This is a genomic window from uncultured Xylophilus sp. (genome assembly GCA_913776965.1).
In the GTDB taxonomy this organism is placed as follows: Bacteria; Pseudomonadota; Gammaproteobacteria; order Burkholderiales; family Burkholderiaceae_C; genus Xylophilus.
In genome coordinates this window covers 12835-26822 of the sequence record CAJYQL010000020.1, presented here as the reverse complement: position 1 = coordinate 26822, position 13988 = coordinate 12835, and the positions used below count along the sequence as shown (strand labels likewise).

General features: G+C 72.2%; 14 protein-coding genes. 8 read left to right on the top strand and 6 right to left on the bottom strand.

Annotated features, from left to right (window positions below):
* Window positions 1–2 precede the first annotated feature (2 nt).
* The 8 genes from QZ500_RS02730 to QZ500_RS02695 all read left to right on the top strand — a co-directional run bounded on the left by QZ500_RS02730 (window position 3) and on the right by QZ500_RS02695 (window position 8408).
* Entirely contained in the window at window positions 3–1754 is a 1752-nt protein-coding gene (locus QZ500_RS02730) for an FAD-dependent oxidoreductase (protein ID WP_295850485.1), read from the top strand.
* Window positions 1751–1945, top strand: a complete 195-nt coding sequence (locus QZ500_RS02725) for a DUF2783 domain-containing protein (RefSeq protein ID WP_295850482.1) — start codon at window positions 1751–1753, stop codon at window positions 1943–1945. Before QZ500_RS02730 ends, QZ500_RS02725 begins: the two co-directional genes overlap by 4 nt.
* A 79-nt stretch (window positions 1946–2024) precedes the next feature.
* Complete coding sequence (gene hmgA, locus QZ500_RS02720) at window positions 2025–3353, top strand: homogentisate 1,2-dioxygenase (RefSeq protein WP_295850477.1); 1329 nt, start codon at window positions 2025–2027, stop codon at window positions 3351–3353.
* A gap of 33 nt (window positions 3354–3386) precedes the next feature.
* Entirely contained in the window at window positions 3387–4376 is a 990-nt protein-coding gene (locus tag QZ500_RS02715; protein ID WP_295850474.1) for a tripartite tricarboxylate transporter substrate binding protein, read from the top strand.
* Between the two features lie 36 nt (window positions 4377–4412).
* Window positions 4413–5768: a fumarylacetoacetase gene (fahA, locus tag QZ500_RS02710; RefSeq protein ID WP_295850472.1), complete on the top strand. Its 1356-nt coding sequence runs from the start codon at window positions 4413–4415 to the stop codon at window positions 5766–5768.
* A gap of 95 nt (window positions 5769–5863) precedes the next feature.
* On the top strand, window positions 5864–6739 hold the full coding sequence (locus tag QZ500_RS02705) for a transglutaminase family protein (RefSeq protein WP_295850469.1): 876 nt from the start codon (window positions 5864–5866) through the stop codon (window positions 6737–6739).
* 192 nt (window positions 6740–6931) lie between these two features.
* Entirely contained in the window at window positions 6932–7180 is a 249-nt protein-coding gene (locus tag QZ500_RS02700; RefSeq protein ID WP_295850466.1) for a CsbD family protein, read from the top strand.
* 292 nt (window positions 7181–7472) lie between these two features.
* A complete protein-coding gene (locus QZ500_RS02695; protein WP_295850548.1) occupies window positions 7473–8408 on the top strand; it encodes a formylglycine-generating enzyme family protein in 936 nt (311 codons plus the stop codon).
* 16 nt (window positions 8409–8424) lie between these two features.
* Here the strand turns inward: QZ500_RS02695 and QZ500_RS02690 are convergent, their stop codons facing one another.
* The 6 genes from QZ500_RS02690 to QZ500_RS02665 form a co-directional block, all read right to left on the bottom strand.
* The gene (locus QZ500_RS02690) at window positions 8425–9342 is read right to left on the bottom strand and encodes an SMP-30/gluconolactonase/LRE family protein (protein ID WP_295850464.1); all 918 of its coding nucleotides are present in this window, start codon (window positions 9340–9342) and stop codon (window positions 8425–8427) included.
* A 37-nt stretch (window positions 9343–9379) separates the two neighbouring features.
* Window positions 9380–10282 (bottom strand): amidohydrolase family protein, encoded by a 903-nt coding sequence (locus QZ500_RS02685; protein WP_295850461.1) that lies wholly within the window; start codon window positions 10280–10282, stop codon window positions 9380–9382.
* 5 nt (window positions 10283–10287) lie between these two features.
* Window positions 10288–11262, bottom strand: a complete 975-nt coding sequence (locus tag QZ500_RS02680; protein ID WP_295850458.1) for a tripartite tricarboxylate transporter substrate binding protein — start codon at window positions 11260–11262, stop codon at window positions 10288–10290.
* Between the two features lie 77 nt (window positions 11263–11339).
* Window positions 11340–12323: a tripartite tricarboxylate transporter substrate-binding protein gene (locus tag QZ500_RS02675; protein WP_295850454.1), complete on the bottom strand. Its 984-nt coding sequence runs from the start codon at window positions 12321–12323 to the stop codon at window positions 11340–11342.
* A gap of 5 nt (window positions 12324–12328) precedes the next feature.
* On the bottom strand, window positions 12329–13264 hold the full coding sequence (locus QZ500_RS02670; RefSeq protein WP_295850451.1) for an NAD(P)-dependent oxidoreductase: 936 nt from the start codon (window positions 13262–13264) through the stop codon (window positions 12329–12331).
* Window positions 13261–13947 carry an RraA family protein gene (locus QZ500_RS02665; protein ID WP_295850448.1) on the bottom strand — a complete coding sequence of 229 codons (687 nt, stop codon included), beginning with the start codon at window positions 13945–13947 and terminating at the stop codon, window positions 13261–13263. The genes QZ500_RS02670 and QZ500_RS02665 overlap by 4 nt, the downstream gene beginning before the upstream one ends.
* Window positions 13948–13988 lie beyond the last annotated feature (41 nt).

The window sequence follows — 13988 nt, the reverse complement described above, 5'->3', positions numbered from 1 at the left end:
CCGTGCGACTGCAGGACCTGCCCGCGCTCGGCGACGACGCCGACTTCCAGACCCTGGCCTTCGACTACGTCCGGCCCGCCGACCTCGACGCCGCCGCGCCGGCCCGCCATCCGGTGGTGGTGGTCGGCGCCGGCCCGGTCGGGCTGGCGCTGGCGATCGACCTGGCGCAGCGCGGCGTGCCGGTGCTGCTGCTCGACAACGACCACCGGCTCTCGACCGGCTCCCGCGCGATCTGCTTCGCGCAGCGCACGCTGCAGATCTTCGACCGGCTCGGCTGCGCGGCGCCGATGGTCGCGCGCGGCGTGTCCTGGAGCGTCGGCCGGGTATTCAGCGGCGCATCGCAGGTCTACCGCTTCGACCTGCTGGCCGAGGCGGGCCACGAGCGGCCGGCCTTCATCAACCTGCAGCAGTACCACGTCGAGGGCCAGCTCGCGCGGCGCGCGGCGCAGCTGCCGGGCCTGGAGGTGCGCTGGCACCACCGGGTCGTCGGCCTGGTGCAGGACGGGGAGGGCGCGACGCTGACGGTCGAGACGCCCGACGGCCGCTACGACCTGCGCGCCGGCTATGTCGCCGCCTGCGACGGCTCGCGCTCCACGCTGCGCGGCCTGCTCGGCCAGGAAAGCCGCGGCCGGACCTTCCGCGACCGCTTCCTGATCGCCGACGTGCGGATCGACGGTGGCCGCCCGGCCGCGCGTGCCGCCGGTTTGCCGAGCGTCGGCGCCGACACGCCGGCCGAGCGCTGGTTCTGGTTCGACCCGCCGTTCCACCCCGGCCAGAGCGTGCTGCTGCACCGGCAGGCCGACGACGTCTGGCGCATCGACTTCCAGCTCGGCTGGGACGCAGATCCGGAGGAAGAGAAGAAGCCCGAGCGCGTCCTGCCCCGGGTGCGGGCGCTGCTCGGGCCGGAGGCCCGCTTCGAGCTCGTCTGGGCGAGCGTCTACACCTTCGCCTGCCAGCGCATGGCGGCCTTCCGCCACGGCCGGGTGCTGTTCGCCGGCGACGCGGCGCACGGCGTGTCGCCCTTCGGCGCGCGCGGCGCCAATTCGGGCGTGCAGGACGCGGACAACCTCGGCTGGAAGCTGGCGGCCGTGCTGCAGCAGGGCGCGCCCGTCGCGCTGCTCGACAGCTACGCCCGGGAGCGCGAGGCCGCGGCCGACGAGAACATCCTGCAGTCCACCCGCTCGACCGACTTCATCACGCCCAAGAGCCCGGTGAGCCAGCTGTTCCGCGACGCGGTGCTGGCACTGGCGCGCGACCATGCCTTCGCGCGCCGGCTGGTCAACAGCGGCCGGCTGTCGGTGCCGACGGTGCTGGCGGACTCGCCACTGGTCACGCCCGACCGCGACCACTTCGCCGGCACCCTGCGGCCCGGCGCGCCGGCGGTGGATGCGCCGCTGGACGACGTCCCCGGCGGCGGCGGCGGCGGCAGCGACAACGGCTGGCTGCTGCGCCGGCTCGACGGCCGCGGCTTCGCGGCGCTGGTGTTCGGCGACGGCCCGGCGGCAGACGCGGCCGTGCAGGCGGCGGCAGAAACCGATCCCCCGATCGCCGTCCTGCGCATCGCCGACGGCCCGGCCCATGCGCTCGCCTGGCAGCGCTACGACGCCCGGCCCGGCACCGTCTACCTGCTGCGGCCCGACCAGCACGTCTGCGCCCGCTGGCGCGCGCCGTCGGCCGACGACCTGCGGTCGGCGCTCGATCGGGCCTGGGGCCGGACGCCGGCGCCGCCCATCCCGCTCGCGGAGGCCGCATGACCGACCGGCTGATCACCGAACCGAACCTCGACGCGCCCGACGACTTCTACCAGGCGCTGCTCGACGCGCACCAGCCGCTGGGCACCGAGGAAAGCCACGCCTTCAACGCCCGGCTGGTGCTGCTGCTGGCCAACCACATCGGCCGCCTGCCGGTGCTGCGCGAAGCGCTCGCTGCCGCGCAGATGCGGTGAATTTCCGATGTTTTTTGGCCTCCTGCGCCCGCCCCGCCTGCGCAGGCAGCTACTGATTCGATAGCAAGGAGCGATTTCCATGACGTCCGCCCCCTCCGGCCCGCTGCGCTACCAGAGCGGCTTCGGCAACCAGTTCGCCACCGAATCGGTGCCGGGTGCGCTGCCGCAGGGCCGCAACAGCCCGCAGCGCGCGCCGATGCAGCTCTATCCGGAGCTGGTCTCCGGCAGCGCCTTCACCGCGCCGCGCCACGAGAACCTGCGCACCTGGCTTTACCGGCGCCAGCCGTCGGTGGTCTCGGGCCGCTACCGGCCCTACGCCCAGGACGCCTGGACCACCGGCGCGGCCGGCGGCGGCGGTGCGGCGATGCCGCCCGATCCGATGCGCTGGGCGCCGGTGCCGATCCCGGATGCGCCGACCGACTTCGCCGACGGCCTGCGCACGATGGTCGCCAACGGCGACGCCGAGACCCAGTCCGGCATGGGCGCGCTGGTCTACACCGCCAACCGCTCGATGGAGCGCCGCGCGCTGGTCGATGCCGACGGCGAACTGCTGGTCGTGCCGCAGCAGGGCCGGCTGGTGCTGACCACCGAGATGGGCGTGCTGGAGGTCGCCCCCGGCGAGATCGCGCTGATCCCGCGCGGCATCGCCTTCAAGGTCGGCCTACCCGACGGCCCGTCGCGCGGCTATGTCTGCGAGAACTACGGCGCGCATTTCCGGCTGCCCGAGCTGGGCCCGATCGGCTCCAACGGCCTGGCCAACCCGCGCGACTTCCAGGCGCCGGTGGCCGCGGCCGAGGACGACGCGGGCGGCGGCTACGAGATCCTGCGCCGCTTCGGCGGCCGGCTCTGGCGCGCCGACATGGCGCAGTCGCCGTTCAACGTCGTCGCCTGGCACGGCAACCTGACGCCATTGAAGTACGACACGCAGAACTTCATGGTGATCGGCTCGATCAGCTTCGACCATCCGGACCCGTCGATCTTCACCGCGCTCACCTCGCCGAGCGACACGCCCGGCACCGCCAACTGCGACTTCGTGATCTTCCCGCCGCGCTGGCTGGTGCAGGAGGACACCTTCCGCCCGCCCTGGTACCACCGCAACCTGATGAGCGAGTTCATGGGGCTGGTCTACGGCCGCTACGACGCCAAGGCCGAAGGCTTCGTGCCGGGCGGCGCGAGCCTGCACAACTGCATGGTGCCGCACGGCCCGGACGAGGAATCGTTCGAGAAGGCCAGCACCGGCGACCTGCAGCCGCAGAAGCTCGACGGCACCCTGGCCTTCATGTTCGAAAGCCGCTACCGTTTCGTGCCGACCGCCTGGGCGCTGCAGGACCGCGACGCGGGCGGCGTGCGCGATCCGAATTACCCCGACTGCTGGCAGGGCCTGGCCGACCGCTTCGCCGCTCCCTGACCCGCCCTCCACAACCCGAAAGAAACAACTCCTATGCGCACCTTCCTCCGCCGCCGCGGCTTCGCCCGGCTCGCCGGCACCCTGGCCGCCGGCATCGGCCTGGCCCTGCCGGCCGCCCATGCCGCCGACGGCCCGCAGGCGCCGATCCGCTTCGTCGTGCCCTATACCGCCGGCGGCACCACCGACCTGGTGGCCCGCACCGTCGGCCAGAAGATGGCCGAGACGCTCGGACGCCCGGTCATCGTCGACAACCGGGGCGGCGCCGGCGGCAACATCGGCATGGACCTGGTCGCCAAGGCGGCGCCCGACGGCACGACGATCGGCTTCGGCGCGATCTCGACCAATGCGCTCAATCCGCACATCTACAAGTCGATGGCGTTCGATCCGCGCAAGGACTTCACCGCCATCGGGCTGCTCGGCACCTCGACCATCGTGCTGGAGGTGCCCGCCGCCTCGCCGGTGAAGACGGTGGCCGACCTGGTCGCCGCCGCGAAGGCGAAGCCGGGCCTGCCCTATGCGACGGCCGGCGCCGGCACCTCGATGCACCTGGCCGGCGTGATGTTCGGCCAGGCCACCGGCACCGAGCTGACGCACGTCGCCTACAAGGGCAGCGGCCCGGCGCTGAACGACCTGATGGGCAACACCATCGGCGTGATGTTCGACAACCTGCCGGCCTCGCTGCCGCACATCCAGGCCGGCAAGCTGCGGGCGCTGGCCGTCGCCGGGCCCCAGCGCTCGCCCGCGCTGCCGCAGGTGCCGACGCTGGCCGAGGCGGGCCTCGCCGGCTATGCGCTGGAGCCCTGGTTCGGCGTGTACGGCCCGGCCGGCATGCCGGCGGCGACGGTGCAGGCGCTCAACCGCGCGATCAACGATGCGCTGGCCCTGCCCGAGGTGCGCGACAAGCTGCTGCAGGCCGGCTTCACGCCGCGCGGCTCGACGCCCCAGGCGCTCGATGCCCTGACCCGCACCGAATACCAGCGGCTCGGCGAGGTCGCCCGCCGCGCCGGCATGTCCGCCGACTGACTGCGCTTCTCTTCTCTTTTTCCTGTCCCACCGTCCATGACCGCACGCCTCGACCGCACCCACGACGCCGCCCTGCAGAGCTGGGTCGCCTCCGCCAACACCGAAGGCACCGACTTCCCGATCCAGAACCTGCCGCTCGGCATCTTCCGCCGCGCCGGCAGCGACGAAGCCTTCCGCCCCGGCACCGCCATCGGCGACCAGATCCTCGACCTGACGGCGCTGGTGCGCTCCGGCGCCCTGACCGGCGACGCCGCCGCCGCGCTCGCCGGCACCGAGGACGGCACGCTCAACGCGCTGATGGCCCGCGGCCGTCCGGCGCGGGTGGTGCTGCGCCAGGCGCTGTCCGACGGCCTCGCCGCCGGTGCCGCAGGCGAAGCGGCGTGGCGGTCCGCGCTGGTGCCGCAGGCCGAGGCGGAATACGCGGTGCCCGCCCGCATCGGCGACTACACCGACTTCTACACCAGCGTGCACCACGCCACCTCCATCGGCCGCATGTTCCGTCCGGACAACCCGCTACTGCCCAACTACAAATGGGTGCCGATCGGCTACCACGGCCGCAGCTCGTCGCTGGGCGTGTCGGGCCAGCGCTTCCCGCGGCCGGTGGCGCAGCTGGGCGCGGGCGGCGCCGACGGCGCGCCGCGCTTCGGCCCCTGCGAGCGGCTCGACTACGAGCTGGAGATGGCGATCTACGTCGGCACCGCCAACGCGCAGGGCGAGCCGGTGCCGATGGCCGAGGCCGAGGACCACCTGTTCGGCCTCGGCCTGCTCAACGACTGGTCGGCCCGCGACATCCAGGCCTGGGAGTACCAGCCGCTCGGCCCCTTCCTGTCGAAGAACTTCGCCTCGACCCTGTCGCCCTGGATCGTGACGCTGGAGGCGCTGGAGCCGTTCCGCGCGCCGTTCGTGCTGCCCGCGGGCGATCCGCAGCCGCTGCCCTACCTCGACAGCGACGACAACCGGGCGCGCGGCGCGCTCGACCTGCAGCTCGAAGTCTGGCTGCAGACCGACAAGATGCGTGCCGCCGGCCAGCCGCACCAGCGGCTGATGCGTAGCAACTTCCAGGACTCCTACTGGACCATCGCCCAGCTGCTCGCGCACCACACGGTCGGCGGCTGCAACCTGCAGCCTGGCGACATGCTGGGCTCCGGCACCCAGTCCGGCCCGACGCCGGACCAGGGCGGCTCGATGCTGGAACTGTCGGCCGGCGGCAAGCAGCCGCTGGTGCTCGGCAACGGCGAGACCCGTGCCTTTCTGCAGGACGGCGACAGCGTGATGTTGCGCGCGCGCGGCGAGCGGGCGGGCTTCCGCACCATCGGCTTCGGCGCCTGCGAAGGGCAGGTGCTGCCGGCCCGCGCCATGCCGTCCACGCAGGCGGCGGCTGACGGGCGCTGACGGCGCAGGCCCACACGGCCGGGGCCCGGGCGGCGGGCACAGTGACGGGCTGGCGGGCCGGAAGAGGGCCCGTCTGCCCGTCACGAAAGCCGTCCATGTCCGCCCTACCCATCTCGTCCGTCGACGCGGCGCCGACCCTGCTGCGCTGCGATCTGGAATACCAGGTCTACCAACCGTCGCACTTCATCTTCCAGATCCAGTGCGCCCACTCGCCCGACCAGCAGGTGCTGGCGGAGACGCTCACCGCCACGCCCAACGTGCTGCTGCGGCAATCCACCGACAGCTTCGGCAACCGGATCTTCCGCTGCGACGCACAACCTGGACAACTCAACATCCGCTACGACGCCAGCGTCTGGATCGACCGCTGGCTGCCCCATGGCGGTGAGCGGGAGGCGGAAATCTCCGAGATTCCGGACGACGTCCTGCCCTACCTGATGCCGAGCCGCTTCTGCCCGTCGGACACGATGGGGGCGGACGGCCGCTACCTGTTCGGCCACCTGCCGCGCGGGCCGCAGCGGGTCGAGGCGATCTGCCAGTGGATCCGCGACAACATCGCCTACCAGATCGGTACCAGCCACCCGACCACCACTGCGCTGGACGCCTTCCAGCAGCGTGCGGGCGTCTGCCGCGACTTCGCGCACCTGGCGATCACCTTCTGCCGCTCGCTCAACATCCCGGCGCGCCTGGTCGGCGGCTACTGCCACTTCCAGGAGCCGCCGCAGGATTTCCATGCGGTGATCGAAGCCTGGATCGGCGGTCGCTGGATCATGTTCGACCCGACCCGGCTGGCCGAACCGATGAACGTGGTGCGGGTCGCCACCGGGCTCGACGCCAAGAACACCGCCTTCACCACCGTCTACGGCGCCTTCCTGATGACGCACATGCACATCCAGGTGAGCCACGAGGGCGTGCCGCCGTCGGACAACCCCGATCCGGTGCAGGCCACCGTCCGCCGGCTGGTGCCGCTCTGACGGCCGTGGGCGGCCGGCCGGCGTGGGGTGGCGTCCCACAGCCGGACGGTCGCAATGCACTACGGCATCAGGCGACGCGGCGCCGCGCGCAGACCGGCAGGCATCGACGACAGTAGCGCTTCGTCCCCGGCACAGGCTTCCAAGGCTGGAACCAGGGACGCATCACATCACTACTCACGAAAGGCTTCCACCATGCTCGAAAAGATCGAAGGCACCGCACAGAAACTCGCCGGCCACGTCCAGGACGCCTTCGGCGCCGCCACCGGCGACAACAGCCTCCGCGCAGAAGGCAAGACCCGCCAGGCGGCCGGCAAGGCCCAGGAGCTCTACGGCGATGCCCTGAACCAGGTGCGCGAGTCGGCGGTCGCGAACCCGCTGGCCACCCTGGCGATCGTGGCCGGTGCCGGTTTCCTGCTCGGCGCGCTGTTCACCAAGCGCTGATCTCCGGCGGCTCCGTGCCGGCAAATCGTTCGCCGTGACCCGGACCTGCCCCGCGGCCGGTTCCGCTCGGGACCGCCGCAGCCGGGGCCCGGTCCACCCTGACGCTCATACTGCGTCCGTCATGGTGGACCGGGCCCCGCGCTGTATGTGTTTCCTGCTTTTGTCGTCTTCCCGCTTGCGGCATCGTTTCGGCGCACCGTGGGCACTGGGGCTCGCCGCCTTGCTGCTGACAGCGTGGCCACTCGCCAGCTCGGCAGGGCCGCCGCCGGCCGTCGCGACCAACATCCTCGGCATGGAGTTCGTGCGCATCCCGCCCGGCAGCTTCCGACGGGGCAGCGACGAATCGCCTGCCGTCCTCGCCGCCGCCTACCCGGGCATGGCACCCGAGCGCTTCTCGGCCCTGGCGGACGAGAAGCCGGTGCGGACGGTCCGCTTCATCCGGGCGTTCGAGCTGGGCCGCACCGAAGTCACGGTCGGCCAGTTCCGCCGCTTCGTCGCGGCCTCCGGCTACCGGCCGGAATCCGAGGCCGACGGCACCGGCGGCTACGGCTGGAACCCGGCCTACGACCCAACGACCACCGCCCGCGGCGACGCCTTCGAAGGCCGCGATCCGCGCTATTCCTGGCGGCACCCGGGTTTCGTGCAGACGGACGACCATCCGGTGGTCAACATCACCTGGCACGACGCCCATGCGCTGGCCGCCTGGCTGAGCGCCACCGAAGGCCGCCGCTACCGCCTGCCGACCGAGGCCGAATGGGAATACGCCTGCCGCGCCGGTGGCCGCGGCCGCTATCCGCACGGCGACGACCCGCAGCAGCTGGTGCGCCACGCCAACACCTTCGACCAGGACGCCGCACCCTACTGGCCCCGCTGGCAGTCCCAGGCCCTGCACGGGCACGACGGCCATGCGTTCACTGTGCCGGTCGGGACCTACCCGCCCAATGCCTTCGGCCTGCACGACATGGTCGGCAACGCATGGGAGTGGGTGTCGGACTGGCATGCCGACGACGCCTACGCCGCCGCGCCGCGCGACGATCCGCAGGGCCCGGCCCGCGGCGAGGTGCGGGTGCGGCGCGGCGGCTCCTGGCACACCTGGCCGCTGTATGCGCGCTGCGCCTACCGGAACTGGAACAAGCCGGACACGCGGTACACGCTGGTGGGGATGCGGCTGGTGCGGGAGGTGGCCGACGCCGCGCCGACCGCGCGGCCGCGGGGCGGGCGCCGCTGACCCGGCGCCGCGCAGGTCAGCGTTGCGGATGCAGCGCCAGCCCGGGCACGTCCATTTCCGCCCGCAGCACGCAGCCGTGCGTCGAATCGGTCACGTACAGCGTCCGCCGATCCGCGCCGCCGAAAGCGAGGTTGGTGATCGACGCCCCCGCCGGGCCGCGCAGCACCTCCACCGGCTCGGCCCGCGCGTTGAGCACCCAGACGTAGCCGAGACCGGGGTTGGCCACCAGCAACCGGCCCTGCGCATCCACCGCCAGGCCGTCCGGGCCGCTCGGGCCGTAGGAGGTGAAGAACTGGCTGACCTTGGCCACGCTGCCGTCCGGCAGCAGCGGCACCCGCCAGACGCAGTTGCCGCGGGTCACGGCGAGGTACAGCACCCGCTCGTCCGGCGACAGGGCGACGCCGTTGGGACTCGGTACGTTCGACAGCAGCAGGTCGAGCTGGTCGTTCGGCCGCAGGCGGTAGAGCCGGCCCGACGGATCGTGCAGGCCGCTCTGGCCCTGGTCGGTGAAGTACAGGTTGCCGGCGCGGTCGAACACCAGGTCGTTCACGCCCTTGAAGCGTTCGCTGTTGCGGCGCTCCAGCCAGGGCGTGACGGCGCCGGTGGCGGTGTCGATGCGCACCAGGCCGTTCTTGTAGTCGGTGACCAGCAGCGTGTGCGCATCCAGGAACTTCATCCCGTTGGGCTCGCCGTCGTACTCGGCCACCAGCGTCCAGCCGCCCTGCGGGTCGATACGGAAGATGCGGCCCCACGGGATGTCGGTGACGTAAAGGTTGCCCGCGCCGTCGAACACCGGGCCTTCCAGGAAACTGTCGGTGGCCGTGCCGCCGCGGTTGGCATCGGCCCAGACGCTGCGCTCGGGCTTGCGCAGGGCGTCGGGCAGGGTGGTGAACAGCGCGAGTTCGCGCACCTGCGGGGGCTGGATCAGGAACATGGTCGAAACGTGTCCGGAATCGGTGAAGGAATGACGGTCAGGGCATGAAGCCGTAGAGCCGGGCCGGGGTGTCGACCAGGATCGCATGGCGCGCGGCATCGTCGCCGTCGCACCAGGCGTCCAGCGTGTCGAGCAGCACCGCATCGTCCACCGTGCCGGGCGCCTCGGTGGTGTGCGGCCAGTCGCTGCCCCAGACCAGCCGTCCGGGCGCGGCACGCACCAGCGCGCGGCCCAGCGGCCAGGTGTCGGCATAGTCGCCCTGCGGGCCGCCGGCGGCCGAGCGCATGTAGGCGCCTGAGAGCTTGACCCAGGTGTTGCCGCCGTCGATCAGCCGGCGCACGGCGGCGAACGCTGCCGCGTCCGGACCCTGTGCCGGGTCGATCCGGCCCATGTGGTCGATCACCAGCGGCACCGGCAGCCGGGCGAGGCGCGGCTCCAGCGCCACCACCTGCTCCGGGTGCAGGAAGACCTGCACATGCCAGCCGAGCCGCGCGATCCGGGCGGCGAGGGTGTCGAGCATCTCCGGCGTGGTGGTGCCCCAGGACTGCGGCGTGACGAAGTTGACCCGCAGGCCGCACACGCCCTGCGCGGCGAGGCGGTCGAGTTCGGCATCGTCCACGGCCGCATCCACCACCGCCACGCCGCGGGCCACGGCCGGGCCCAGCTGCGCCAGTGCGTCCAGCGTGCAGCGGTTGTCGGTGCCGTAGGTCGAGGGCGTGACGACCACCGCGCGCTCTGTGCCCAGTCGCTGCTGTAGTCGGCGGTAGGCCGTGACCGGTGCATCGGGCGGCGTGCGTTGCCAATGCGGCGACGGCGCGAAGCGCGGGTCGAAGATGTGCATGTGGCTGTCGCAGGCCCGGGCGGGCAGGCGACGGGCCGGGCCGGCGCGGCCGGCCGAATGCGGCACCGGCCATGCCGCGGGATCGGACGGAAGCGGCATCGCGGTCAGTCGGCCTTGATGTCGCCCTTCTTCACCACCTCGCTCCACTTCGTGCTTTCCTTCTTCAGGAAGGTGGCGAACTCGGCCGGCGTGGAGCCGACCGGCTGGGCGCCGAGGTCCTTCAGCCGCTGCTGTACCTCCGGCTCCTTCAGCACCTCGACCACCGCCTTCTGCAGCCGGTCGGCCACGTCGGCCGGCGTCTTCGCCGGCAGCAGCATGCCGTTCCACTCGAAGGCCTCGTAGCCGGGCACGCCGCTCTCGGCGACGGTCGGCACGTCGGGCAGGCGCGGCGAGCGCTGCGGCGACGAGATCGCCAGCGCCCGCAGCTTGCCCGAGGCGATCAGCGGATAGGACGCGGCCACGGTGCTGAACATGAAGTCGACCTGGCCGCCCATCACGTCGGCGATGGCGGGGCCGCCGCTCTTGTAGGGCACGTGGACCATGTCGAGCTGCAGCCGCTGGCGAAACAGCTCGGAGGCGAGCCGCTGTACCGTACCGCTGCCCCCCGAGGCGAAGTTGAGCTTGCCGGGCGCGGCCTTGGCGCGGGCCACCAGGTCGTTCACCGTCTTGAACGGCGAATCGGCCTTCACGATCAGCACGTTGGGCGCGAGCAGCACCAGCGACAGCGGCTGCAGCGCGTCGGGTGCGTAGGGCAGCTTGGGGAACAGGTAGGGGTTGATCGAATAGGGCGTCGCGTCGTACAGCACGGTGTAGCCGTCCGGCGCGGCCTTGGCGACATAGGCCGCACCGATGGTGCCGCTGGCGCCGGCGCGGTTGTCGACGATCACGCTGGTGCCCAGCTTCTCGCCCATGCGGACGGCCAGCACGCGGGCGACGGCGTCGGCCGCGCCGCCGGGGGCGTAGGGCACGACGATCGTCACCGGCCGTTCCGGCCAGGCGGCGTGGGCGGCGAAGGGGGCGAGGACGGCGCTCAGGCCGGCGGCCAGGAGGGTGCGGCGGGCGAGGGTGGACGAAGTCATGGCGGGTCTCCTTGGAAATTCGGGACAGGCAGCGGGGGCCGGTGCGCCCCGAGGGCACGCACCGGCGGCGCCCCGCGTCATTCGGTCTTGAGGTCGAGTTCGCGGGCCAGGCGGGTGTAGCCCTGCACCTCGCGCTGCAGCTGCGTGCCGAAGGCCGTGCCGCAGACGCTCTGCGCTTCCATGCCCAGCGACCGCAGCTTCTCCACCGTGGCGGGCGCCTGCGCGAAGGACTGCGCGGTCTTCTCCAGCAGGGCCAGCACCGCCGGCGCGGTGCCGGCCGGGGCCAGCAGGCCGTACCAGGCGTCGGCGCGGTAGCCCTTCACGCCGGCCTCGTCGAAGGTCGGCACCTGCGGCAGCAGGGCCGAGCGCTGCGGCGCGGCCACCGCAAGCGCGGTCAGCTTGCCGGCCTGCACCTGCGGCAGCACCGAGCCCAGCGTGGCGAAGGAACTGTCCACCTGTCCGCCCACCAGGTCGGTCACCGCCTGCGCGGCGCCCTTGTATGGGATGTGGTTCATCTTCGTGCCGGTGAGCCGGGTGAACTGCTCGCTCGCGAAATGGCCGGAACTGCCGGCGCCCGGCGTGGCGTAGGTGCGCTCGCCCGGCGCGGCCTTCACCTTCTGCAGGAAGGCGGTCAACGTGGGCGCCCTCATCGACGGGCCGGTCACCAGCACCGTCGGGCTGACCGCCACCGTGCAGACGGGCGCGAACGAGGTCACCGCGTCGAACTTCACCCGGGCGCTGTAGAGCGCCGGGATCATCGTGTGGTTGGTGGCGCCGACCAGCAGGGTGTAGCCGTCGGCCGGCGCGGCAGCGACCGCCTCGGCCGCCAGGATGGTGTTGGCGCCCGGCTTGTTGTCCACGACGAAGGGCTGGCCGAGCGTGCGGGAGGCATGGTCGGCGAAGGCCCGCGCGACCACGTCGGTCGGGCCGCCGGCGGAAAAGCCGACCACCAGCCGCACCGGCTTGGCGGGCCACCCCTGTGCCTGTGCGCTGGATGCTCCTGAAACAAGAGCTAGAAGCGCAAGCAGGACGGGCGCCAGAGGCGGTTTTGGCTGCGACATGCCGTTCACGCCGCCGTGGCGGTTCGCTGCCCCAGCACCGCCAGCAGGTTCTTCGCCGCGCCCACGCCCATGTTCACGTAGGCATCGCTGGTCACGCCGCCGATGTGCGGGCTCAGCACGATGCGCTCCTGGCCCTGGAACGGATGGCCGGCGGTCATCGGCTCGACTGCGAAGCTGTCGAGGCCGGCGCCGCGCACCTGGCCCGAGCGCACCGCGTCGAGCAGCGCCGCTTCGTCGATCAGCCCGCCGCGCGCGGTGTTGACCACGATCACGCCGGGCTTGCACTTCGCCAGCGTCTCGGCGTTCAGCAGGCCGCGGTTCTCGTCGGTCAGCGGGCAGTGCAGCGAGACCGCGTCGGACTCGCGCCAGATCGTTTCCAGGTCCACCGACGCGATGTACGACGGCAAATTCTTCGCGTACGGATCGAAGCCGATCACCCGCATGCCCATCGCGTCGGCCATCTTCGCGAAGCGCTGGCCGATCGCGCCCAGGCCCAGCAGACCGACGGTGCGGCCGCCCAGCTCCAGGCTCTTGTGCGTGGCCTTGTCCCAGTGGCCGGCGTGCATGCGCGCATCCAGCGGCACCACCGACTTGGCGCAGGCGAGCAGCAGGGCGAGCGCCTGCTCGGCCACCGCCGCGGCGTTGGCGCCGACGGCGGCCACCACCTCGATGCCGCGCGCTGTCGCCGCGACCTTGTCGATCGTGTCGGTGCCGCTGCCGTGCTTGGAGATCACCTGCAGCGACGGCGCCGCGTCCATCACCGCCGGGCCGACCTTGCCGTAGCGCACGATGATCGCGACCGGATCGTGGGCGCCGCACAGTGCGACCAGATCGTCCTCGGTCGGCGTCTTGCCGGCATAGACGATGTCGAAGTCCTGCAGCAGTGCGAGGGCCTGGGGCGCCAGGTCGGCGCCGGTGACGAGGATGGCGCGGCGGCTCACAGCGATTCCCCTTCCTTCAGCACACCGGCGGCGCGCAGGGCGGCCGGCAGCCACTTCGACGCGGTGTCGCCGGCGGCGATGGCCTCCAGGCGCTTGGACTCGTCGGCCACCTTCTTGACGGCCAGGTCCATCATCGCGGGCGCCTTGGCGCGCTCGATCACGACCACGCCGTCGGCGTCGCCGACCACCAGGTCGCCCGGGTTCACCACGGTGCCGCCGGCGGAGATCGGGTGGTTGATGCGGCCCGGCACGAACTTGGTCGGGCCGGCCGGGTTGAAGCCGGCGCTGAACACCGGAAAACCGAGGTCGAGCAGTTCGAGCCGGTCGCGGATCGCGCCGTCCACGATCACGCCGGCCAGGCCCAGCTTCTTGCACGCGCTGAGCATCAGGGTGCCCATCAGCGCGGCCGTCTGGTCGCCCTTGCCGTCGATCACCAGCACGTCGCCGGGCTTCGCCAGTGCGATGGCGGCGTGGATCATCAGGTTGTCGCCGGGGCGGACCTCGACGGTGAAGGCCGGGCCGGCGACCACCATCTTCGGATCGACCGGCGCCACGCGGGCATGCATGGTGCCGCGGCGGCCGGCCACGTCGGCCAGGATGGCGGCCTGGAAGGTCTTGGCCTTCGCGACGACTTCGGGGGACACGCGATCGAATTCGCGCACGACTTCAGGGAGTTGGCTCATGGTGTGGTTTCGGAGGAGAAATAAAGAAGGAGGAAAAGGGG

Excerpts from the sequence above, each read along its gene's own strand:
- QZ500_RS02690 (WP_295850464.1), bottom strand. The coding sequence starts at position 9,342 with ATGTTCCTGATCCAGCCCCCGCAGGTGCGCGAACTCGCGCTGTTCACC.
- QZ500_RS02685 (WP_295850461.1), bottom strand. The coding sequence starts at position 10,282 with ATGCCGCTTCCGTCCGATCCCGCGGCATGGCCGGTGCCGCATTCGGCC.
- QZ500_RS02665 (WP_295850448.1), bottom strand. The coding sequence starts at position 13,947 with ATGAGCCAACTCCCTGAAGTCGTGCGCGAATTCGATCGCGTGTCCCCC.
- QZ500_RS02675 (WP_295850454.1), bottom strand. The coding sequence starts at position 12,323 with ATGTCGCAGCCAAAACCGCCTCTGGCGCCCGTCCTGCTTGCGCTTCTA.
- QZ500_RS02725 (WP_295850482.1), top strand. The coding sequence starts at position 1,751 with ATGACCGACCGGCTGATCACCGAACCGAACCTCGACGCGCCCGACGAC.
- QZ500_RS02715 (WP_295850474.1), top strand. The coding sequence starts at position 3,387 with ATGCGCACCTTCCTCCGCCGCCGCGGCTTCGCCCGGCTCGCCGGCACC.
- QZ500_RS02700 (WP_295850466.1), top strand. The coding sequence starts at position 6,932 with ATGCTCGAAAAGATCGAAGGCACCGCACAGAAACTCGCCGGCCACGTC.
- QZ500_RS02680 (WP_295850458.1), bottom strand. The coding sequence starts at position 11,262 with ATGACTTCGTCCACCCTCGCCCGCCGCACCCTCCTGGCCGCCGGCCTG.
- fahA (WP_295850472.1), top strand. The coding sequence starts at position 4,413 with ATGACCGCACGCCTCGACCGCACCCACGACGCCGCCCTGCAGAGCTGG.
- QZ500_RS02695 (WP_295850548.1), top strand. The coding sequence starts at position 7,473 with ATGGAGTTCGTGCGCATCCCGCCCGGCAGCTTCCGACGGGGCAGCGAC.
- QZ500_RS02705 (WP_295850469.1), top strand. The coding sequence starts at position 5,864 with ATGTCCGCCCTACCCATCTCGTCCGTCGACGCGGCGCCGACCCTGCTG.
- hmgA (WP_295850477.1), top strand. The coding sequence starts at position 2,025 with ATGACGTCCGCCCCCTCCGGCCCGCTGCGCTACCAGAGCGGCTTCGGC.